The 20,417-nt window shown below is 62.6% G+C and carries 20 protein-coding genes; 10 read left to right on the forward strand and 10 right to left on the reverse strand.

Going from position 1 to position 20,417, the window contains the following annotated elements; genetic code table 11:
- Positions 1–101 precede the first annotated feature (101 nt).
- Positions 102–935 (forward strand): diaminopimelate epimerase, encoded by an 834-nt coding sequence (gene dapF, locus WAO69_RS17925; protein WP_422181686.1) that lies wholly within the window; start codon positions 102–104, stop codon positions 933–935.
- Positions 932–2,197: a tRNA (N(6)-L-threonylcarbamoyladenosine(37)-C(2))-methylthiotransferase MtaB gene (gene mtaB / locus WAO69_RS17930; protein WP_422181688.1), complete on the forward strand. Its 1,266-nt coding sequence runs from the start codon at positions 932–934 to the stop codon at positions 2,195–2,197. Before dapF ends, mtaB begins: the two co-directional genes overlap by 4 nt.
- 2 nt (positions 2,198–2,199) lie before the next feature.
- Here the strand turns inward: mtaB and WAO69_RS17935 are convergent, their stop codons facing one another.
- Positions 2,200–3,318, reverse strand: coding sequence for an acetoin utilization protein AcuC (locus WAO69_RS17935; protein ID WP_422181690.1), 1,119 nt, complete (start codon positions 3,316–3,318; stop codon positions 2,200–2,202).
- Between the two features lie 91 nt (positions 3,319–3,409).
- Between WAO69_RS17935 and WAO69_RS17940 the strand changes: the two genes are divergently transcribed.
- From WAO69_RS17940 to WAO69_RS17975, 8 genes are all read left to right on the forward strand, one after another.
- Positions 3,410–4,357, forward strand: a complete 948-nt coding sequence (locus WAO69_RS17940; RefSeq protein WP_422181692.1) for an ABC transporter permease — start codon at positions 3,410–3,412, stop codon at positions 4,355–4,357.
- A complete protein-coding gene (locus WAO69_RS17945) occupies positions 4,354–5,169 on the forward strand; it encodes an ABC transporter permease (protein ID WP_422181694.1) in 816 nt (271 codons plus the stop codon). Before WAO69_RS17940 ends, WAO69_RS17945 begins: the two co-directional genes overlap by 4 nt.
- Positions 5,166–6,809 (forward strand): ABC transporter ATP-binding protein, encoded by a 1,644-nt coding sequence (locus tag WAO69_RS17950; RefSeq protein WP_422181696.1) that lies wholly within the window; start codon positions 5,166–5,168, stop codon positions 6,807–6,809. Before WAO69_RS17945 ends, WAO69_RS17950 begins: the two co-directional genes overlap by 4 nt.
- On the forward strand, positions 6,806–7,267 hold the full coding sequence (locus tag WAO69_RS17955; RefSeq protein WP_422181698.1) for a GNAT family N-acetyltransferase: 462 nt from the start codon (positions 6,806–6,808) through the stop codon (positions 7,265–7,267). The genes WAO69_RS17950 and WAO69_RS17955 overlap by 4 nt, the downstream gene beginning before the upstream one ends.
- Positions 7,264–8,715: an aldehyde dehydrogenase family protein gene (locus WAO69_RS17960; protein ID WP_422181700.1), complete on the forward strand. Its 1,452-nt coding sequence runs from the start codon at positions 7,264–7,266 to the stop codon at positions 8,713–8,715. Before WAO69_RS17955 ends, WAO69_RS17960 begins: the two co-directional genes overlap by 4 nt.
- A 70-nt stretch (positions 8,716–8,785) precedes the next feature.
- A complete protein-coding gene (locus WAO69_RS17965; protein ID WP_422181702.1) occupies positions 8,786–9,532 on the forward strand; it encodes an SDR family oxidoreductase in 747 nt (248 codons plus the stop codon).
- Between the two features lie 45 nt (positions 9,533–9,577).
- The gene (locus tag WAO69_RS17970; RefSeq protein WP_422181704.1) at positions 9,578–10,591 is read left to right on the forward strand and encodes a P1 family peptidase; all 1,014 of its coding nucleotides are present in this window, start codon (positions 9,578–9,580) and stop codon (positions 10,589–10,591) included.
- Positions 10,584–11,387 (forward strand): alpha/beta fold hydrolase, encoded by an 804-nt coding sequence (locus WAO69_RS17975; RefSeq protein WP_422181706.1) that lies wholly within the window; start codon positions 10,584–10,586, stop codon positions 11,385–11,387. The genes WAO69_RS17970 and WAO69_RS17975 overlap by 8 nt, the downstream gene beginning before the upstream one ends.
- Positions 11,388–11,404: 17 nt before the next feature.
- On the opposite strand, the gene dxs is transcribed toward WAO69_RS17975, so the two are convergent.
- The 9 genes from dxs to bchY all read right to left on the reverse strand — a co-directional run bounded on the left by dxs (position 11,405) and on the right by bchY (position 20,415).
- Entirely contained in the window at positions 11,405–13,327 is a 1,923-nt protein-coding gene (gene dxs, locus WAO69_RS17980; RefSeq protein ID WP_422181708.1) for a 1-deoxy-D-xylulose-5-phosphate synthase, read from the reverse strand.
- A 188-nt stretch (positions 13,328–13,515) separates the two neighbouring features.
- Complete coding sequence (gene pufC / locus WAO69_RS17985; protein WP_422181710.1) at positions 13,516–14,640, reverse strand: photosynthetic reaction center cytochrome PufC; 1,125 nt, start codon at positions 14,638–14,640, stop codon at positions 13,516–13,518.
- A 2-nt stretch (positions 14,641–14,642) separates the two neighbouring features.
- The gene (gene pufM, locus WAO69_RS17990; RefSeq protein WP_422181712.1) at positions 14,643–15,635 is read right to left on the reverse strand and encodes a photosynthetic reaction center subunit M; all 993 of its coding nucleotides are present in this window, start codon (positions 15,633–15,635) and stop codon (positions 14,643–14,645) included.
- A 2-nt stretch (positions 15,636–15,637) separates the two neighbouring features.
- Complete coding sequence (gene pufL, locus WAO69_RS17995) at positions 15,638–16,489, reverse strand: photosynthetic reaction center subunit L (protein ID WP_422181714.1); 852 nt, start codon at positions 16,487–16,489, stop codon at positions 15,638–15,640.
- A 162-nt stretch (positions 16,490–16,651) separates the two neighbouring features.
- Positions 16,652–16,819 carry a light-harvesting antenna LH1, alpha subunit gene (gene pufA, locus WAO69_RS18000; RefSeq protein WP_422181716.1) on the reverse strand — a complete coding sequence of 56 codons (168 nt, stop codon included), beginning with the start codon at positions 16,817–16,819 and terminating at the stop codon, positions 16,652–16,654.
- A gap of 14 nt (positions 16,820–16,833) precedes the next feature.
- A complete protein-coding gene (gene pufB / locus WAO69_RS18005; RefSeq protein WP_290558749.1) occupies positions 16,834–16,983 on the reverse strand; it encodes a light-harvesting antenna LH1, beta subunit in 150 nt (49 codons plus the stop codon).
- Positions 16,984–17,135: 152 nt separating this feature from the next.
- Positions 17,136–17,360, reverse strand: coding sequence for a cytochrome PufQ (gene pufQ / locus WAO69_RS18010; protein WP_422181718.1), 225 nt, complete (start codon positions 17,358–17,360; stop codon positions 17,136–17,138).
- Positions 17,357–18,847: a chlorophyllide a reductase subunit Z gene (gene bchZ, locus WAO69_RS18015; protein ID WP_422181720.1), complete on the reverse strand. Its 1,491-nt coding sequence runs from the start codon at positions 18,845–18,847 to the stop codon at positions 17,357–17,359. Before bchZ ends, pufQ begins: the two co-directional genes overlap by 4 nt.
- The gene (gene bchY / locus WAO69_RS18020; protein WP_422181722.1) at positions 18,847–20,415 is read right to left on the reverse strand and encodes a chlorophyllide a reductase subunit Y; all 1,569 of its coding nucleotides are present in this window, start codon (positions 20,413–20,415) and stop codon (positions 18,847–18,849) included. Before bchY ends, bchZ begins: the two co-directional genes overlap by 1 nt.
- Positions 20,416–20,417 lie beyond the last annotated feature (2 nt).

Here is a 20,417-nt window from a genome sequence, read left to right on the forward strand (position 1 = left end):
GGGTCTAAGTAGAAAAGCCGACGATAGGGGTCAAGCCCCAAAACAGGCCGTTTTGCAGCAGCAGACTGGATTTGCCTGCGGACCCCGTCTATATGCGCGCAATGGCTGAACGCAGGGATACCGGGCTGCCCTTCATGAAGATGCATGGGCTGGGAAACGACTTTGTCGTGATCGACAGCCGTGCGCGCGATTTTGAGGTCAGCGCAGCTCTGGCGCGCGCTCTGGGCGACCGGCATCGCGGTGTGGGCTTCGACCAGCTGGCGGTGATGACAAACGGGTCAGGCGATGTGCATCTCACCTTCTATAATTCCGACGGATCGACCTCGGCCGCCTGCGGGAATGCCACCCGTTGCATCGCGCGTCATGTGATGGATGAAGCCGGATTGACCCGGCTGCATCTGACCACCGCGCGCGGCGATCTTTATGCGCGGGATCTGGGCGACGGGATCACATCGGTCAACATGGGCCAGCCCCAGCTTGACTGGCACGAGATCCCACTGGCCCATGCGATGGATACATTGCATCTGCCAATCGACGGCGATCCGGTGGCGACGGGCATGGGCAATCCCCATTGCACCTTCTTCGTCGAGAATGCCGAGACCGTGGATCTGGCCACATTCGGGCCGATCCATGAACATCACGATCTCTTTCCCGAGCGCACCAATGTGCAGGTGGCCCAGATCATCGGCCCCGACCATATCCGCATGCGGGTCTGGGAGCGCGGCGTGGGCATCACGCTGGCCTCGGGATCGTCTTCCTGCGCAACAGCCGTGGCGGCCGCGCGGCGCGGCCTGACCGGGCGGTGCGTCCGGATTGATCTGGACGGCGGCACCCTGCAGGTCGAATGGGGCGAAGACGGCGTCTGGATGACCGGCCCGACAACGCATGTCTTCTCGGGGACATTGACTCCCGCCTTTCTGGAGGGGCTGACATGAGCGCGCCGCTCTTCACCACGCTCGGCTGTCGGCTCAACGCCTACGAGACCGAGGCCATGAAAGAGCTGACCGCCCAGGCCGGTTTGCAGAACGCGGTGGTGATCAACACCTGTGCCGTGACCTCCGAAGCCGTCCGCAAGGCGCGTCAGGAGATCCGCAAGCTGCGCCGCGAAAATCCCGGTGCCCGCCTGATCGTCACAGGCTGTGCGGCCCAGACTGAACCGGAAACCTTTGCCGCGATGGATGAGGTCGATGCCGTCATCGGCAATGTCGAAAAGATGCAGCCCGAGACATGGGGCCGTCTGGCCTCTGATTTCATTGGCGAGACCGAGGCCGTCCAGGTCGACGACATCATGTCCGTCACCGAAACCGCAGGGCACCTGATCGACGGGTTCGGCACGCGCAGCCGCGCCTATGTTCAGGTGCAAAATGGCTGCGATCACCGCTGCACCTTCTGCATCATCCCCTTTGGCCGGGGCAATTCACGCTCGGTTCCGGCGGGCGTGGTTGTCGAGCAGATCAAACGCCTGGTGGGTCGCGGCTATAACGAAGTCGTGCTGACCGGAGTGGACCTGACCTCATGGGGCGCAGACCTTCCTGCCGCACCCAGGCTGGGCGACCTGGTCATGCGCATCCTGAAACTGGTGCCGGATCTGGCGCGGTTGCGGATCAGCTCGATCGACAGCATCGAGGTAGACGAAAATCTGATGGCAGCCATCGCAACGCAACCGCGCCTGATGCCACATCTGCATTTGTCGCTTCAGCATGGCGATGACCTGATCCTGAAACGGATGAAACGTCGCCACCTGCGCGATGATGCCATCCGGTTCGCCCAGGAAGCCCGTCGGCTGCGCCCGGACATGACCTTTGGCGCCGATATCATCGCCGGCTTCCCGACCGAGACCGAGGCGCATTTCGAGAACTCTCTGAAGCTGGTCGAGGAATGCGGGCTGACCTGGCTGCATGTGTTCCCCTATTCTCCGCGCCCCGGCACCCCGGCTGCCCGCATGCCACAAGTCGATGGCCGCGCGATCAAGGCCCGCGCCGCCCGTCTGCGCGCCGCCGGAGAGCAGGCCGTGACCCGCCATCTGAGCGAACAGATCGGCAAATCCCACCGCGTCCTTATGGAAAACCCGCATATGGGACGAACCGAACAGTTCACCGAAGTGACATTCGATGCGCCCCAGACAGAAGGCCAGATCGTGGCTGCACGCATCACCGGGGCCGACACGCAACGCCTGAGCGCCACGGCCAGCCTGTAACGTCACACCCAGATCGCCGTGCGCGCGTTCAACGTTCTCACCCGCGCGCGCACCTGATCTGACACAGGACCCTCGCGCGGGGCATCTTTCAGCGTGCTGAACCAATGCTCGGGCGTATTGCGCCCCTGCCGGTTGCCCGGAAAGGTCAGGGCGCGCAGCACGGACTGTGCCTCGGGTGGCAGGCGTTCGGGGATATCATGGCCGTTCATCACGCCCCAGACACCGGTCCAAAGCCGCCCCACCGTCCAGGGGTTGTACCCGCCCCCGCCCAGCGCCAGAAACCGGGGCGCGACCCTCATCAGCCCCGCGACAATCGCCCAATGCGCCCTGTTGGACAGCGACAGGTGGGCCAGCGGATCCTCTTCAACCGCATCCGCCCCGCATTGCAGCACAATGGCTTCGGGACGGAACGCGGTCACCTGCGGCAGGATCAGGTCCTCGCGGATCAGCGCCATGTCACGGTCATTCAGCCCGCGCGGCACCGGCAGGTTCAGCGCATTGCCGCCGGCGTCATCACTCAGCAGGCCGGTACGGGGCCAGAGGCCCTCTTCATGGACCGAGATCATCAAGAGGTCGGGATCCCCGCCAAAGCCCGTCTCGACCCCGTCCGGGTGATGGGCGTCGATATCGACATAGGCGATCCGCCGGATGCCCTGCGCGCGCAGCGACAACATCGCCAGCACCGGATCATTGAGATAACAAAAGCCGTTCGCCCGCCCCGGCATACCGTGATGCGTACCGCCTGCCGGGTTATAGATCATCCCCGGTTGCCTCAGCAGTTCGCCCGCCAGGATGGAGCCACCAGCAGCGGTGGCGGGCCGCCGGAAGATCTCGGGAAAGACCGGATTGGACACCGTGCCAAGGTGAAAGCGCGCCGTCTCTTCCGCCGTGACGCTCTGGTTGGCTTCGGCGCGTTGCAGGGCCTCGACATAGGCCGGGTCATGCCAGTTGATCAAGGCCGCCGGCTTGGCGCGCGGCGAGGCAATGAACTGTGCGGCAGGCAGCCAGCCCAGCGCGCGCGATAGATCCATGACCGTGGATACCCGTGGCACGCGCAACGGGTGCCAGCGACCATAGCTGGAGGTTCTGTAAATCTCGGATCCGATAAAGCGGGGCGTCATGTGCTGAAAGGATAGAGCAAGTGGCGGCCATGCAAAGGCCTCTGCCCGCAGCATCTGGACCCGCGGCCCGCCGCGCCCTAACGTCGGCGCAATGGTGCGCTATACGTTCAAACGTCTGCTCTCTCTGATGCTCAGTCTGGCGATTGCCAGCCTGGTGATTTTCTTTGTGATCGAGGTCGCCCCCGGTGATCCTGCACAGTTCATGCTGGGGATGAACGCTCAGCCCGATACGGTCGCTGCCTTGCGCGCCGAACTGGGGCTCGATGTGCCCAAATGGGAGAGGTATCTCAACTGGGTCGGCGGGATGCTGGTGGGCGATTTCGGCACCTCTTATACCTATCGCACGCCGGTGGCCGGGATGATCGCTGACCGGATGTGGGTCTCGCTGCCGCTGGCGCTCTATGCGCTGACCCTGTCCACCTTGATTGCCTTTCCCGCAGGGATCTATGCCGCGGCACGCCGGGGCACGCCGGGTGACGTCGCTGTGATGGGGGCCACGCAACTGGGTGTGGCGATTCCGAATTTCTGGTTTGCCATGATGCTGGTGCTGGTCTTTGCCATCAACCTGCGTTGGTTCAGCGCCGGTGGCTTTGCCGGTTGGGACGATGGGCTTTGGACGGGTCTGCATTCCCTGACGCTGCCTGCGATTGCCCTTGCATTGCCGCAGGCGGCCATTCTGGCACGCGTCATGCGCTCGTCGCTTCTGGATATCCTGGGGGAAGATTTCATGCGCACCGCCCGCGCCAAGGGGCTGACACGGCGACAGGCGCTGTGGCGACACGGCCTGCGCAACGCGCTGATCCCGGTTCTGACGATCATCGGGCTACAGTTTGCATTCCTGATCGCGGGCGGCATCATCATCGAACAGGTGTTTTACCTCCCCGGCCTCGGGCGGCTGATCTTCCAATCCATCAGTTCACGCGATCTGATCGTCGTTGAATCGGTCGTCATGCTGCTGGTCTTTGCGGTGATCGTGGTGAATTTCCTTGTGGATCTGGCCTATGCGATCGTCGACCCAAGACTGAGGTCACGCACATGAGGCGCAACCTGATTCTTGGCGCGCTGCTGTCCTCGCTGTTCTTGCTGGCCGCGCTTGTGTCCTTTGTCTGGACGCCTTTCGAACACACCCAGATGAACATCCCCGAAAAACTGCAAAGGCCCAATGCAACGCATTGGCTGGGCACGGATCATTTCGGGCGCGATATCCTTTCCATGCTCATGGTGGGCGCGCGCACCTCGATTGCCGTGGCCCTTGTGGCGGTGGGCATCGGCATGTCTCTTGGTGTCCCTCTTGGACTGGCGGCGGCCGCGCGCAAAGGGTCATGGCTGGACGAGCTGATCATGCGCACCAATGACCTGATCTTTGCCTTTCCGTCGCTGGTCATCGCCATTCTGATCACCGCCGTGTTCGGAGCCGGCGCGATCAATGCGATCATTGCCATCGGCATCTTCAACATCCCCGTCTTTGCGCGGATCACGCGGGGGGCCGCATTGTCCCTGTGGGAGCGGGAATTCATCATGGCGGCCCGCGTGTCGGGCAAGTCGGCCACGCGCATCAGCTTCGAACATATCCTGCCCAATGTCGCCAACCTGTTGATCGTGCAGGGGACAATCCAGTTTTCCCTTGGCATTCTGGCCGAAGCCGGACTGTCCTATGTCGGCCTGGGAGCCCAACCACCCACGCCCAGCTGGGGGCGGATGCTGGCGGATGCGCAGACAATGGTCAGCATCGCGCCGCATCTGGCCCTGATGCCCGGAGTGGCCATCATCCTCACCGTGCTGGGGCTGAACCTGATGGGAGATGGGCTGCGCGACTATCTCGACCCAAGGCTCAGGGTGGCGCGGACATGAGCGAGGCCATTCAGACCACACCCGCGGTTGACGGCACCGGCGTTCGGTTGCTTTCCATCCGCAACCTCTCGCTGTCGATCCACGGCACGGCGATCCTGAAGGACGTATCGCTCTCCATCGCGCCCGGAGAAATCCACGCGGTGACCGGCGAATCCGGCTCGGGCAAGTCGATGACCGCCTTCACCGTCATGCAACTTTTGCCCAACGGCGCACGGGCGACAGGTCAGGTGATGCTGGATCATATCGACATCCTGCAGGCCTCCGAAGCACAGATGTGCACCCTGCGCGGCAATGATATCGGCATGGTGTTTCAGGAACCGATGACCGCGCTCAACCCGGTCAAGACCATCGGCGATCAGGTGGCCGAAACCATTCTCATCCACAAGGCTCTGCCACCGGCCGAGGCCCGCGCCCGCGCCCGCGCCGTGCTGGACCGCGTAGGCCTGCCCGCCGATCGCTTTGCGCTATCGCGATACCCCCATGAACTCAGCGGCGGACAACGCCAGCGCGTCGTCATCGCCATGGCCATCGCGCTGCGCCCCAAACTGCTGATCGCGGATGAACCGACAACGGCTCTGGACGTCACCACGCAGGCGCAGATCCTGGATCTGCTCAAGGGCCTCGTCGCCGAAGAGGGCATGGGGATGCTGATGATCACCCATGATCTGGCCGTGGTCGCCGATATGGCCCACCACATCACCGTCATGCGCAAGGGCGAGGTGGTCGAATCCGCACCAACCGCCCAGCTGCTAGCGCATATGCAGCATGACTATACCCGCATGCTGTTTGCGGCCTCGACCCATCAGGTGGACCTGCCTGCCAAACCCGCGCCCCGCCCTCTGCTTGAGCTGCGCAACGTATCACGCGACTACCGCCTGCCCCGCACGCATCTGTTCAGCACACCGGGCCAGTTTCGCGCCGTCAACAACGTCACCTTCACCATCGACAAGGGAGAACGCCTGGGTCTGGTCGGAGAATCCGGTTGCGGAAAATCCACGCTCACCCGCGCGATTCTGGGTCTCGAACAGGTCCAGCACGGCGAGATCAGGCTGGACGGCGAACCCGTCTTTTCCGGCCACAGGCCCAATCTGGCAGTCCGGCGCAAAATGCAGGTGGTGTTTCAGGACCCCTTCGGCAGCTTCAACCCCCGCCACCGCGTCGACCGCCTGATCACCGAACCCTTCCACCTTCTCGACAACCCGCCCCGTGGAGCCGAACGCGAGGCCGCCATTGCAGAAGCCCTCACCGCAGTCGGCCTGACCGCCTCGGATGCACGCAAGTATATCCATGAGTTCTCGGGCGGACAGCGCCAGCGGATCGCCATTGCACGCGCGCTGATCATCCGCCCCGAACTGATCCTGTTTGACGAGGCGGTCAGCGCGCTTGATGTATCCGTGCGCGCGCAGATCCTTGATCTGCTGGCCGATCTGTGTCGCCAGTACGATCTGACATATCTGTTCATCAGCCATGACCTCAGCGTCGTGCGATCCGTCACCGACCGCGTTCTGGTCATGAAATCCGGCGAAATCGTCGAACAGGGCGACACCCAGAGCGTCTTTGCCAACCCCCAACACCCCTATACCCGCGCCTTGATTGCAGCCGCGCCGATCCTGCCCGATCTGAACCAGGGCGCAGCATGACGCGCGCGCCCGATATACGCCCGCTGGCCCCGGCAGATCGCGCCGCATTCGTCGCGCTTGTCAGCCTCTATCTGGCTGAAATTGCCCCCACGCTCGCCCCCCCGGCAACGGAACGTATCGCGCGCTCCTGGAGCGATCCCGACCGCTTTGCCTTCACGCTCCATGACGGCGGCCTCGTCGGGTTCGCGCTGATCACACGGCTTGCCAATGGCACGCATGAGATGAGCGAATTCTACATCGCCCCGACCCATCGCAAGGCCGGTCTGGGGCGGGCGATGGTTGGTGCCATCCTGCCCCGCTTTCCCGGTCGCTGGCAATTGGGCCTGGCCAAGGGATCGCCCGGCGCGCGCGACTTCTGGACGCGCGCCCTGGCCGACTACCCGATCAAACGCGGCCCCCCGCTTACGCCCAACCAATCCGCAAGCCTGCATTTCACCGTCAAGGAAACCCCGACATGACCAACCCCATCTGGTTTGACCCCTCTCTCTGTCTGATCGCCGGAGATTGGGTGCCCGCGACAGGCGGCGACACCCTGCCTCTGATCAACCCCTCGGACGGCAGCGAACTGGCGCGCATCGCCCGCGGCACCGGCGCGGATATCGACCGTGCCGTCAGCGCCGCCCAGAGCGCGCTCAGCGGCGACTGGGGCGGCATGAGCGCGCTTGAACGCGGGCGCATCCTGACGCGACTGGGGCAGTTGGTGCTTGAACGGGTCGAAGATCTGGCCCAGCTCGAAGCCGCGGATGTCGGCAAACCCCTCACCCAGGCGCGCGCCGATGCCGTGGCGCTGGCGCGCTATTGCGAGTTTTACGGTGGCGCGGCCGATAAGGTCATGGGCGAAACCATCCCCTATCTCGAAGGCTACACGGTCTATACGCTGCGCGAACCCCATGGGGTGACGGGTCATATCGTGCCGTGGAATTACCCGATGCAGATCATCGGGCGCTCGGTGGGGGCCGCCCTTGCAATGGGCAATGCCTGCGTGCTCAAGCCCGCCGAAGAAGCCTGCCTGACCGCTCTGGCCTTTGCCCATCTCGCACAGGAGGCCGGCGTGCCGACGGGTGCGCTCAATGTCATACCCGGTCTCGGGGCCGAGGCCGGCGCGGCGCTGTCAGCCCACCCCGGTATCCACCACATCTCGTTCACCGGATCGGTCGCCACCGGGGCGCTGGTTCAGGCCGCAGCCGCTCGCAACGTGGTGCCTGTCACGCTTGAACTGGGCGGCAAATCCCCCCAGCTTGTGTTCGAGGATGCCGATCTGGACGCCGCCCTGCCCTTCCTTGTGAATGCCGGGATCCAGAATGCCGGGCAAACCTGCTCGGCCTCCTCGCGCATCCTGGTTCAGCGCGGCGTCTATGACACGGTGCGCGCGCGCATGTCCGAGGCCTATGCCCGGCTCACCGTCGGCCCCGCGATCCAAGACCTGCGCGTCGGCCCTCTCATCTCGCCCCGCCAGAAACAGATCGTCGAGGGTTTTCTTGCACAAGGCGCAGACCTGCCGATCGCCGGACAGGGCCAGCTGTTGCAGACCGCTCCGGCCACAGGGGCCTATGTCATCCCGACCCTCTTTGCCGATGTGCCGCCTGATCACAGATTGGCCCGTGACGAGATTTTCGGCCCCGTCCAGGTGCTGATCCCCTTTGACACTGAAGAGGACGCGATCCGCATCGCCAACGGCACCGACTATGGCCTTGTCGCCTCCATCTGGACAAGCAACGGGGCGCGGCAAATGCGACTGGCCAAACGGCTGCGGGCCGGACAGGTCTTCATCAACAATTACGGCGCGGGCGGTGGCGTGGAACTGCCGTTCGGCGGTGTCGGAAAATCCGGCCATGGCCGCGAGAAAGGCTTCGAGGCGCTCTATGGTTTTTCCACGCTGAAAACCGTGGCGGCCCATCACGGCTGATCTATTGCCCAACCAGCCCTTGCAGGCCTCCCCTCTTCGCGGCATCGTCCACAAGAACGGAGGATGACCCATGCAACTGACAGGAAAGACGGCGATCGTAACAGGCGGAGCCTCGGGCTTTGGCGCAGGCATCGTGCAGGCCTTCGTCGCTCAGGGCGCACGGGTGATGATCGCGGACATCAACGGTAAGGCCGCAACCGCACTGGCCGCCCAGATTGGCGCCCAGGCCATCGCCCAACAGGTCGATGTCGCCAATGGCTCTTCGGTGAACGCCATGGCGGAGGCTGCCATCGCGGCCTTCGGCCATGTCGATATCCTGGTCAACAATGCCGGTGTCACCCATATGCCCACCCCGCTCGAAGACGTCAGCGAAGATGAATTCGACCGCGTTCTGAACGTGAACGTGAAATCCGTGTACCTGACCGCGCGCGCATTGGTGCCCCATATGAAATCGCGCGCATCAGGCGCGATCCTAAACATCGCCTCGACAGCCGGCCTCTCCCCGCGCCCCAATCTCAACTGGTACAATGCCTCAAAGGGCTGGATGATCACCGCAACCAAGACCATGGCCGTGGAACTCGCCCCGAAAGGCCTGCGCGTAAACGCCCTCTGCCCCGTTGCCGGTGAAACCCCGCTGCTCAAAAGCTTCATGGGCGAAGACACGCCCGAAATGCGCGCCAGGTTTCTCTCCACCATCCCCATAGGGCGCTTTTCCACCCCCGACGATATGGGCAGCGCCGCCGCGTTCCTGTGCTCAGACGCCGCCTCGATGATCACCGGCGTCGCCCTCGAAGTCGATGGCGGCCGCTGTATCTGACCCCCGCTTCTTTCTGGTCCCAAATACCCATCCCAAAGGCAGCCCATGCATCCCGGCCCCCGCAATCTGATCACTGACATTTCCGGCCTTCATGTGGGCAATGCCCGCGACGATCTGCTGAAATCCGGAGCCACGGTGCTGACGTCCGACCGACCTTTCGTGGCCTCGGTCAATGTGATGGGCGGAGCACCGGGGACACGGGAAACCGATCTGCTGGCCGCCGACAAATCGGTGGTGGCCATCGACGCGCTCTGCCTGGCGGGCGGCTCCGCCTATGGGCTGGACGCCTGTTCGGGTGTGATGGACGGATTGCGCGCCGCCGGCCGCGGCTTTCGGGTCGGCCCGGCGCGCATTCCGCTGGTCCCCGGCGCGATCATCTTTGATCTGCTGAATGGCGGGCAAAAGGACTGGGACAAGAACCCCTACCGCGCATTGGGCCGAGCGGCCTTTGACAACGCCGCCCCCGATTTCGAGATCGGCACCCAGGGTGCCGGCACCGGCGCGCTGACCGCCATGACCAAGGGCGGGCTGGGCTCGGCCTCGCTGGTCCTGCCCGATGGCAGCACCGTCGGCGCGCTTGTGGCCGCAAATCCCATGGGCAGTGTGACAACCCCCGGGGATCGTCATTTCTGGGCCGCCCCCTTCGAGATCGACTGCGAGTTCGGAGGCCAGGGCCCCGACCCCGCGGCAGGCCTTGGCCGCGATCTGCACAGCCGCAAGGTCGCCGCCATGCTGGGGGCCGAAACCTCGCGCGCCAATACCATCATCGCGATCGTCGCCACCGATGCCACGCTCAGCAAGGCCCAGTGCCAGCGCATGGCGACCGCGGCCCATGACGGCATTGCGCGTGCCTGCCTGCCTGCGCACAGCCCCGGAGACGGCGATCTGGTCTTCGCCCTCTCCACCGCCGATCGCCCCTTGCATGACCCCGAACGCGGTCTGGCCCTGATCGGCCACGCCGCGTCCCTCTGCCTTGCCCGCGCCATTGCCCGCGCGATCTATCACGCGCGCCCCGCACCGGGCGACATCCTGCCCTGCTGGAGCGATCTGAATGCCTGATCTGGACCGTGACGACATCACCCTGCACTATGAAATCGACGGCGCGGGCCCGCCCGTGATCCTGTTGGCCGGCATGCTGTCCGACAGTGCCAGCTGGACCCCGCTGGTCGAGCCCCTGTCCCGGGAATTCACCCTGATCCGCCCCGACAACCGCACCACGGGGCGCACCACGCCCTGGGATGCGCCCGTCAGCATCCTCGGCATGGCGCAGGATGCGCTGGCGCTGATGGACCATCTTGGGCATGACGCCTTTCATGTGGTGGGTCATTCCATGGGCGGGCGCATGGCCATCGAACTGGCGGGTCTGGCCGCAGGGCGGGTCTCGTCCCTGACCGTCATGGCGTCAGCCCCGCAACGTTCGGCCCGCTCGATCGCGGTGTTCGACGCCCTGAGCGAAATCCGCGCCCAACCTGATGGCGAAACGCTCTGGCTCAAGGCGCTCTATCCTTGGGTCTTTTCCAGCGCCTTTTTCGAAAACCCCGAGAATACCGAAATCGCGCTCCAGGCCGCTCTTGCCTATCCGCATGCGCAATCACGCGCGGCGATGATGCACCAGATCGACATCCTGAGGACCTATGTACCGCAGGCCGATATCTCGGATCTCACATGTCCGACCCAGGTGCTCTATGGCGAAAAGGACGTGCTGTTGCCCGAAGATGAGGCGCGCGCCGGGTTCGCCGCATTCGCCAATGCCACGCATCATACCATTGCCGGTGCCGGGCACTCGATCCACTGGGATGCATCAAAGGCCGTGACCGCACAGCTTCTCGGTTTCCTCGGGTCACACAGGACCTGAAGCGCGCGCGCCCGTGATCAGGCGCGCCCGGAAAAGCCCACAACCGTGGTGTCACGCTTCAGCATGCGGCTGACTTCGCTCATGATGTCCAGCGCCGTAAGCCCGGCGTCCGCATACATCTCGGCCGGGCTTGCCTGATCGATGAAGCGATCCGGCAGGCACATGGTGCGCACCTTCAGCTTGCCATCCAACAGGCCCTGCGCCGCCATCGCCTGCAGAACAAAGGCCCCAAAACCGCCCATCGCGCCCTGCTCGATCGTGATCAGTGCCGCGTGATTGGCCGCCAATGAGGCAATCAGATCCATGTCCAGAGGTTTGGCAAACCGCGCATCCGCCAATGTGACCGAAACGCCCTCGGCTTCCAGCATGGCCGCTGCCATTTCGCATTCCGCCAGATGGGTGCCAAAGCACAGGATGGCCGCATCCGTGCCTTCGCGCACCACGCGGCCCTTGCCGATCTCGATGACCTCGCCGCGCTCGGGCATCTGGACGCCCGTGCCATTGCCGCGCGGATAGCGGAAGGCAATCGGACCCTCGTCATATTCGGCGGCCGTCACGACCATATGGGCCAGTTCCGCCTCATCCGAGGCCGCCATGACCACCATGCCGGGCAAGGCACCCAGAAACCCGATGTCAAAGGCACCGGCATGGGTCGCCCCATCCGCACCCACCAGTCCGGCACGATCCAGCGCAAAGCGTACCGGCAGCTTCTGCAGGGCCACGTCATGCACGACCTGATCATACCCTCGCTGCAGGAAGGTCGAATAGATCGCGCAGAAGGGCTTGAGGCCCGAAGCCGCCATCCCGGCGGCAAAGGTCACGCCATGTTGCTCGGCAATACCCACGTCAAAGACCCGCGCCGGAAAGCGCTCGGCCATGATGTTCAGCCCGGTGCCTCCGGGCATCGCCGCCGTCACGGCCACGATGCGTGGATCGCGCGCGGCCTCCTGCGCCAGCGCTTGTCCGAACACCTTGGTATAGCTGGGCGCATTGGCGGTGGCTTTGGCCTGCACGCCGCTTTTCACATCGAATTTCGACACGCCGTGATATTTGTCCGCCGAGCCTTCCGCATGGGAATATCCCTTGCCCTTGACGGTGCAGCAATGGATCAGGACCGGCCCTGTGGCCCGCGTGCGCGCAGCCCGCAAAACGCCCAGAAGCTGATCCATGTCATGGCCGTCAATGGGGCCGATGTATTCAAAACCCAGCTCTTCGAAGAAGGTGCCCTGACCCTGAACGCCCGTCACCATCTGGCGCGCGCGCTGCGCCCCGAGGCGCATCGGTTCGGGCAGCAGTTTCTCCATATCCTTGGCCACGGCATCAAACAGCGGCAGAGGGCCGATCTGCGAGATCCGGCTCAGATAGGTGCTCATCGCGCCAACGGGCGGAGCAATCGACATCTCGTTGTCATTCAGGATGACGAACATCCGGCGCCCTTCGGCCCCGGCATTGTTCAGCGCCTCATAGGCCATGCCCGCGCTGATCGACCCGTCGCCTATGACGGCGATCGCGTCTCCTGTCGCCATGCCCAGATCGTGGCCCACGGTGAACCCGAGCGCCGCCGAAATCGAGGTCGAGCTATGGGCCGCACCAAAGGGGTCATATTCGCTTTCCGAGCGCTTGGTGAAGCCGCTCAGCCCGTCTTTCTGGCGCAGCGTGCGCATCCGATCACGACGACCGGTGAGAATCTTGTGAGGGTAACACTGGTGACCGACATCCCAGATCAGCTTGTCATTCGGTGTGTTGAAAACCGCGTGGATCGCCACGCTCAGTTCGACAACACCCAGAGACGATCCCAGGTGGCCTCCGGTCTCGGACACGGCCGAGATGACCTCGTTGCGCAACTCACCCGCAACCCGGCCAAGTTCTGCGTCGGTGAAAGATTTCAGATCCTGCGGACCAGCGACACGATCCAGAAGAGGGGTGCGAGTATGAGTCATGGATCAATCACCTTTCGTGTGATAGAAGGCGTCGTGGGAGATAGGAGCGCCCCCACGCCCACGACGCCGGTTTCCTGTAGCCAACAGGAAGGGAACCGGGGTGTTGAGACCCCGAGCCCGGACCCAGGAAGCCGCGGGTCCGTGCTAGGCTAAGGGGGGCAGCGGACAGGGAACCCGCTGCCCAGCCCTTATTCGTATACCGGTGGCTCTGACGAGGCGAGCTCGGGCCAATCGGCGATCACATTCAGGCCTTGCATCGGTTGCTGATAGGCCTTGTGACAGGTTTTGCAGGCAACCTTGGGGGCGTCCGCAAACACCGGTCCCAGCCGTTCGGCAGGATACACATCCCTCAGCGGAACCAGGTAATCGTTGTTCAACTCCTGCACCATCAGGATACCCAGACCCGCGGTCGACCACTGCGGCGTCACTTCACCGGCGGCGGCATAGAAGGCCCGCGAGTTGTGACAGAACACACAGTTCACACCCAGTGAGTTGCTGAAATAGTTCATCAGCGAATAGGTGCGCTCGGTATTCTGGATCGAGGGAAGCGGATTGTCGTCACTTGCCGGGCCACCGGCAACGCGGCTTTCCAGGTCGTGAACAACGATCTGTTCACCGTCCAGCAGGTACTTTTCAAGAGCATCCGATGGCAGCGAGGTCGATTGGCTGATCATCGTCGCTCTGTTCTGAATCGCAGACCAGCCGGCGGCTGCCTGGTTCACAGGTCCGATCTTGAACCAGATCTCGGACGGCACGTTCTCACCACGGTGGCAGGTATAGCAATTGACACCCACTTCCTTGTTGGCATTCACATGGCCCGCCCATCCATCATTGATGGTCTGGGTCATCTGGATCATCCGGCGGCTGACAACCTTGGTGTAAAGATCGTCCGAGCCATAGGTCTCCAGATCGCCGTCGCCATGGCAATAGGCACAGCCCTGATCGGGTGCGACCCACTGGGTCATGGCATTCATCAGCCGGTTGAAGTTGTCCTCGGTCAGTTCACCCAGGACCTGCACGTTCTGGTATACATCCTTGGCCAGGGCCTCTCCACCTTCGGGCACAAAAGGCTCTGCGGTGAAGTAATTCTCGATCGTTGGGTCAGGCTTGGCCAGGGCCGCGCTGAATTCGGGAACAGACATCCCTGTACCACGCGGACCTGTCTGCATCGAGTTGGTGGCAAAGGGTTGCCCCCAGGTGACCAGAAGGATCGCGACGAACACTGCGCCTCCCAGGGCACCCACCAGGATGGCCGGACCGAATATGTCGGTCGGGTTTTCCCGGTTCCATTTATCAAACCACTTGGGCAGCATGATCAGTTCTCCTTCCCGATGAAGGTTTCGTATGAGCCGTAGTCTTCGTAGCCAAACGAGCCATCGTAGATCGGAGCAAAGTTGTGCTCTTGCGCCCAGATAAACCAGTTGTCGACGACAGTGCCTGTCAGAAGGATCCCGATGCCGCCCGTTATGGGGGTGAGCATCGCAAACCACAGGGCCCAGCGGTGAATACCTTCCATCGTGGCGTTGAAGCCCATGGTCCAGCGCCAGAACAGAGCCGCACGTTCCGTGGCCGTTCCACGGTCGACGATCTGTTCCAGTTCCCGGTCGCCGCCAAAGCGGGTCACGGCAAGGATGGTGCCACCATGCATACAGAACAGCAGCACCGAGCCATACAGGAACACGATCGAGAGACAGTGGAAGGGGTTATAATAAAGGTTGCCGTAGCGGATCGAGAATGCGGTCGTCCAATCCAGGTGCGGGAAGATGCCGTAAGGCACAGCCTCGGACCAGGATCCCATCAGGATCGGGCGGAAGAGACCCAGAACCAGGAAGAGGAAGATCGCAGAGCCAAACGCCCAGGCAACGTGTTTGCCCATCTTGTGGTCCGCCGCCAGCTGGTAGGTTCTCAGCCACCAGGTCATCACCGAGACCAGCAGGAAGAAGCTGGCGATGATGTACCAGCCGCCATCATTCAGCGGAGGCATGGACAGACCGTGTTCCGGTCCCGGAGGCTCGAGCGCCAGCCAGAACAGCTGCCGGATGAACTCAGGGATCGACCAGCCAACCTGCGCCAGCATGTTCATGCCGACGATGTTGAACCAGATCAGACCGGTCGCAAGCGAGATCATCCCGAGCGAGCCCAGATAGAACGGGCCGATCTGGGCGTTCCCGAACCAACCGGCCAGGACGCTGAAGAAAGGGCGGCCGATCCGTTCACGACCCATCTGGCCGTTGTCGTCCATCCCCCATTCGGGGTTACCCTGGACCTGCACTTGCGTGAAGATGTTTTGATATTCGCGGATGGCCATGATTACATTCCTCCGACCGGCATTGGATTTTCGCCCCAGATCGGCAGGTCAAGCCACCAGTTCCACCACTCGGGCCAGCCGGCCGTCCAGACGGGACCAGAGATCACGATACACACGGCACTGAAGAACACCGCGTTGATCGCAAGCAGATAGCCAAGCCGGTGAATACCCAATGTGCCGATCGAATAGCCGATGAGATCGCGGAAGAACGTGTCTTCGTGATCCGGGGTTTTCATTTCTTCACCCTTTTCAGGGTTTGCAGCCGACAGGATCAGCGCACCATGCAACGCCAGCGCCAATGTGGTGGTGAAGAACAGTGTCACCGCCAGCATGTGAGCCGGGTTGTAGTGGAAGTGCAGATAGGCATAGCCGGTGTTGCTGACCCAATCGAGGTGGCTGAAGATACCGTATGGGAACCCGTGCCCCCAGGCGCCCATCAGCCAGGGCCGAATGATGACCAGCGTCACATAAGCCAGGATCGCGAAGGCGAACCCGACAGGCACGTGATAGCCCATGCCAAGTTTCCGGCAGATCTCGACCTCGCGCAGCGCCCAGCTGATGAATGCGCCCGTCGCGCAGATCGTGATGATCTGCCACAGACCGCCTTCCAGCAGCGGCGCCATTCCCAGACCATAGCTCAGGTCAGGAGGTGCAATATTGATCAGCCAGGGATTGAAGGTCCCCTGTTGAGAGGCCCCCCAGAAAATCAGAACAGTGCCCAACAGGGCAAAAAAGGCTGTCGTGACTCCAAAGAAGCCCACGTAAAAAGGCCCCACCCAGAAGTCGAACAGATCGCCGCCGATCAGCGTCCCTCCGCGGACGCGATACTTTCTCTCGAAGCTGAGCAACGCCATCTTCAGTGTCTCCGCGTTTGGCGGCCCGACCAGTAGCAGTCCGAAAGCCGTCGTTGTTTAGTTGGTTTGTTTTGCTGTGGGCGACCCCGGACAAGTCCTGCCCGCCCACAGCGCTGTTTTGAAGACGCCTTCCGGTCCGTCTGCCTACCCTAACGGGCCGGCTTACATCGCGCGCTTTGCAGCGGCGATTTCGAACCAGTTGTAGCCATCTGGTCCCGTGCTCAGCAGGACGAGGTGAATCATCGCTGCCAGCAAAAAGAGGAAAACGCCTTGTGCAACAAACACACGGCGCGGATCGAAAACGAGCCAGACTTTATAGAACTTTGCCATTTCTTAATCCTTCCTCAGAACCAGGGACGCCAGATGAACACCGCCAAATGAGCAACGATGGCCACGGCCGAAAACAGCCAGAGCCCGCTCATGTAGACGGAGTGCAATTCTTGCGCCTGCTCGTCGGTTAGACCTGTGAAGGACAGGTCGGAATTATCAGCCATGAACTTTCCTTTCGAAAAACTATGCTGACGCCGCGCACCCCGCGGCCGGGTCCTTTGGAGCCTTGCAACCCCTCCGGGCTCTGCCCACCTGTTTCCAGGCAGTCAGTCCTTTGTCACGACGCATCGTCTGTCGTGAAATTCGCTCTGCGCTGTCAGGCGGAAAAGATCATCGGGGTGATGATCCGCGCCTGGCTCCAGGCACGGGCCACTGGCCCCTTATCCGTCAGACTGCCGCTTTTGATTGCGGCCAGCGCCCAGGTCAGACAGGCCAAAGGCAACGTCGCGACGAAGATGATGGCGAAATAGACCATGAACTCCGTCCGCGGCGGCTTGTGGCTGCGCGCTTGGGTTGGGGTTTGAGTGGTGGCATCTGTCATAGCAGATCTCCCTCTGTGTTAACCGTGTCCGCTTCTGCCAGGGCGGGGTCCAGCGCGCGCACGGTCTCGATGACCACGCGCTCAGCCCCGGAGTTGAGAGCAGCTTTCTCAGCCGCATCTCGCAGCGTCTTGGCAGCGGAAATTCGTGTCAGGATCGGATGTTGCGCAACGATCCGGTCCAGCATGGCTTGCGCATCGTCATCCCATGGGAAGTCGCGGCGCAGATTGGTTGGTGTGGCCTCGGCCGCATCCAGATCCGTGCCCAGGGGCAGGATGTGGAACAGCGCATCAAAAAGACCGTTGCAGACCTCCTGGATCAGGTAGGTCGCCCCGGCATAGCCCATGAACGGTGTCCCCGTGGCGCGCCGGATGGCGGCGCCGGGAAAGCTGGCCGGAATGAACGCAGGCGCGGGACCGAAGCCGGCCTTCAGCTCGGCAAGGTACATCTTTTCGTTGATCGACCCCATCACGATCAGAGGGCGTTTCTGCCCCATCATCGCGCGCACCTGGTCGTTGTTGGTCTTCTTGCCGGCCACGCGGGCGACCGCAAAGGCGCAAGGAAGGCCCATGTCTTCTTCAAGGAACAACCGGATGCCCCGGGTATAGGTTTCGTTGGCGACAATCGCGAAAGATGCCGTCGCAAAGAAATCCTGCGTGACCGAGCGCCACAGATCCCAGACCGGCTTGATCGTGGAGTGTTTCTCGCGCTCGATGAACGGTTCGGGATCCAGCCCGGTCATCTCGCCCAGCGTGCGCAGGAACTTGGTGGTCGATTCAATTCCGATGGGCGCTTGCAGATAGGGCTTGCCCAGAACTTCGCACAGGCCGCGGCCGAACTCGCGATACATGCAGACGTTGACATCAGCGTTCACCAGGTTGCGCATCTCGGCAAGATGGGCGCCCAAAGGCATGACCATGTTGATCTCGGCCCCGATGCCTTCGACAAGGCGGCGGATCTCGGCAAGATCCGACGGCATGTTGAACGTGCCATACATCGGTCCCAGAATGTTCACGCGGGGTTTTGCACCCTCCTCGCGCTTCTTCTCGGGAGGCATGCGCCCCTTGGTCATTCCGAACTCGGTAAAGATCCAGGTCATCGCGCGATCCGCGCTTTCCCACTGATCTTCATCAATCGTCCGGGGCAGGAACCGCTGAATATTGGTTCCCATGGGTGTCACGCCCCCGCCGATCATCTCGGCGATAGAGCCTGTCACCACGACAGATGGTAAAGCTGGGTCGAGCACACCCCAAGCTCGCTTCATAGCGCCCTCGGTCCCATCCCGACCCAGCTCTTCTTCTCCTAGCCCTGTGACTACGATCGGAAGTTCGTGCGGAGGCAGCGCGTCGGTGTAATGCAACACGCTGGTGACTGGTAGATTTTCGCAGCCCACGGGGCCGTCGATGACAACTTGCAGGCCCTTGACGGCACAGAACGCATATACCGCGCCCCAGTATCCGCCCGCCCGATCGTGATCCTGGATCAGCATCAGATCATCTCCTGGGCTTTGGCAGCGCGTGCCTGCTTGTCGAGTTTCTTCTGATGAGCCGCCCGGAAATCGGGACGCAGATTGGGATCGCCTTCCCAGACACCTGCGGTATCGCCTTCGCCGACGCCCTCAAAGAACGCCTTCATCTTGTCCATGCGTCCCTTGTTGGCGATGGCGGCATTGACCACCTGCGCCAACGAGCCTGCACCGGCCGGACCCATAAGCGGGCGCGCCGAGATCAGGTTGGTGAAGTACAGCCCCGGAATACCCAGCTCCTTGGCCTTCTGGACAACCGGCGTCGTGCCGATGGCCAGATCGGGTTTGATCGCTTCCATCGCTGCACAGTCATCTTCCAGAGAGGCGCGGAATTTCACTTTGACGCCTTTGGCCGCCAGCCATTCGGCATCCGCCGCCGACCAGGGCGACTTGGCGCAAGCCGTGCCGACATAGGGCACGTTGGCTCCGCTTTCGATCAACAAGCGGGCAACCAGCAGTTCGCTGCCTTCATATCCGCTTAACGTGATCGTGCCGTTGATCGGCATTCCCGCCAGCGCGCCTTTGATGGCAGGCAGGAACGCGTTCTGGGACGCGGCTACTTTGTCTGCGGCCAGACCGAACGTATCGCCAAGCGCGGAAAGCCAGGCGGCAGTGCCGTCATAGCCAACAGGTGCTGAGCCAAGGACAGGGCGCCCTGCAGCTTCAAATTCACGCACGGCAGCGGTATAGAAGGGGTGGATCGCCGCAACCGCGCCACAGTCGAGCGCGGCATAAAGCTCGCGCCATTCCCGGCAGGGTACGACCGGTCCGGCCGCAAGACCCATCGGTGCCAGCATTTGCCCGATAATCATCGGATCGGCGGGGAACATTTCGCCTAGCAGGGTCACCGTGGGTCTATCTGATTTCCCACCCACGGGGGCTGCCACCGGCCCTGCCTCGATCTCGGCACGGGCATAGTTCAGCATGGCCCCGGCCAGAACGTCCTTGGCCTCGGCATGGGTAGGAATTCCAAATCCGGGCACGTCGATACCGACGATCCGGACACCATTGATCTCGCTGGGCAGCAAGCGCAGCGGCACACCGCTTGCAGTGGGCACGCAAAGATTGGTGACCACGATCGCATCAAAGCGATCCGGGTCCGCCATCTCATGCACACTGTCACGGATGTCTTCGAAAAGTTTCCCGGTGACCAGCGTTTCCGAATTGAACGGAACATAGCCAACCGAGCGGCGCGCCCCATAGAAATGGGTCACGAATGTCAGCCCATAGACACAACAGGCCGACCCGCTGAGAACAGTCGCCACGCGGCGCATCCGCATGCCCACGCGCATGGACCCGAAGGCGGGGCACATGGATTGCGGTTTGTCATGGGGGCCCTGGGGATAATCCCTGGCATATTGCTCGAGGATCCCGGAATTGCCGGACAGTTCCGCGGCTTTCTTCATTTCCGAACCGGAATGACACCCCAGACCATCGGTGATGACCGGAGCGGCGTCGGGCGCGTGAACGCGCGCGTCGCCTTCGATCACTTCAGCCTCCGCAGCTGTGTCGTATCTGATTTCCTCGGTCATCA

It is taken from the genome of Aestuariivita sp., assembly GCF_049276915.1.
In the GTDB taxonomy this organism is placed as follows: Bacteria; Pseudomonadota; Alphaproteobacteria; order Rhodobacterales; family Rhodobacteraceae; genus Aestuariivita.

What these genes read in the sequence shown, in the direction of transcription:
- bchY (WP_422181722.1), bottom strand. Translation starts at nt 20,415, where the DNA reads ATGACCGAGGAAATCAGATACGACACAGCTGCGGAGGCTGAAGTGATC.
- WAO69_RS17945 (WP_422181694.1), top strand. Translation starts at nt 4,354, where the DNA reads ATGAGGCGCAACCTGATTCTTGGCGCGCTGCTGTCCTCGCTGTTCTTG.
- WAO69_RS17965 (WP_422181702.1), top strand. Translation starts at nt 8,786, where the DNA reads ATGCAACTGACAGGAAAGACGGCGATCGTAACAGGCGGAGCCTCGGGC.
- WAO69_RS17975 (WP_422181706.1), top strand. Translation starts at nt 10,584, where the DNA reads ATGCCTGATCTGGACCGTGACGACATCACCCTGCACTATGAAATCGAC.
- WAO69_RS17955 (WP_422181698.1), top strand. Translation starts at nt 6,806, where the DNA reads ATGACGCGCGCGCCCGATATACGCCCGCTGGCCCCGGCAGATCGCGCC.
- WAO69_RS17935 (WP_422181690.1), bottom strand. Translation starts at nt 3,318, where the DNA reads ATGACGCCCCGCTTTATCGGATCCGAGATTTACAGAACCTCCAGCTAT.
- WAO69_RS17950 (WP_422181696.1), top strand. Translation starts at nt 5,166, where the DNA reads ATGAGCGAGGCCATTCAGACCACACCCGCGGTTGACGGCACCGGCGTT.
- WAO69_RS17960 (WP_422181700.1), top strand. Translation starts at nt 7,264, where the DNA reads ATGACCAACCCCATCTGGTTTGACCCCTCTCTCTGTCTGATCGCCGGA.
- pufL (WP_422181714.1), bottom strand. Translation starts at nt 16,489, where the DNA reads ATGGCGTTGCTCAGCTTCGAGAGAAAGTATCGCGTCCGCGGAGGGACG.
- mtaB (WP_422181688.1), top strand. Translation starts at nt 932, where the DNA reads ATGAGCGCGCCGCTCTTCACCACGCTCGGCTGTCGGCTCAACGCCTAC.
- pufQ (WP_422181718.1), bottom strand. Translation starts at nt 17,360, where the DNA reads ATGACAGATGCCACCACTCAAACCCCAACCCAAGCGCGCAGCCACAAG.
- pufB (WP_290558749.1), bottom strand. Translation starts at nt 16,983, where the DNA reads ATGGCTGATAATTCCGACCTGTCCTTCACAGGTCTAACCGACGAGCAG.
- dapF (WP_422181686.1), top strand. Translation starts at nt 102, where the DNA reads ATGGCTGAACGCAGGGATACCGGGCTGCCCTTCATGAAGATGCATGGG.
- pufA (WP_422181716.1), bottom strand. Translation starts at nt 16,819, where the DNA reads ATGGCAAAGTTCTATAAAGTCTGGCTCGTTTTCGATCCGCGCCGTGTG.
- dxs (WP_422181708.1), bottom strand. Translation starts at nt 13,327, where the DNA reads ATGACTCATACTCGCACCCCTCTTCTGGATCGTGTCGCTGGTCCGCAG.
- WAO69_RS17970 (WP_422181704.1), top strand. Translation starts at nt 9,578, where the DNA reads ATGCATCCCGGCCCCCGCAATCTGATCACTGACATTTCCGGCCTTCAT.
- pufM (WP_422181712.1), bottom strand. Translation starts at nt 15,635, where the DNA reads ATGGCCATCCGCGAATATCAAAACATCTTCACGCAAGTGCAGGTCCAG.
- WAO69_RS17940 (WP_422181692.1), top strand. Translation starts at nt 3,410, where the DNA reads ATGGTGCGCTATACGTTCAAACGTCTGCTCTCTCTGATGCTCAGTCTG.
- pufC (WP_422181710.1), bottom strand. Translation starts at nt 14,640, where the DNA reads ATGCTGCCCAAGTGGTTTGATAAATGGAACCGGGAAAACCCGACCGAC.
- bchZ (WP_422181720.1), bottom strand. Translation starts at nt 18,847, where the DNA reads ATGCTGATCCAGGATCACGATCGGGCGGGCGGATACTGGGGCGCGGTA.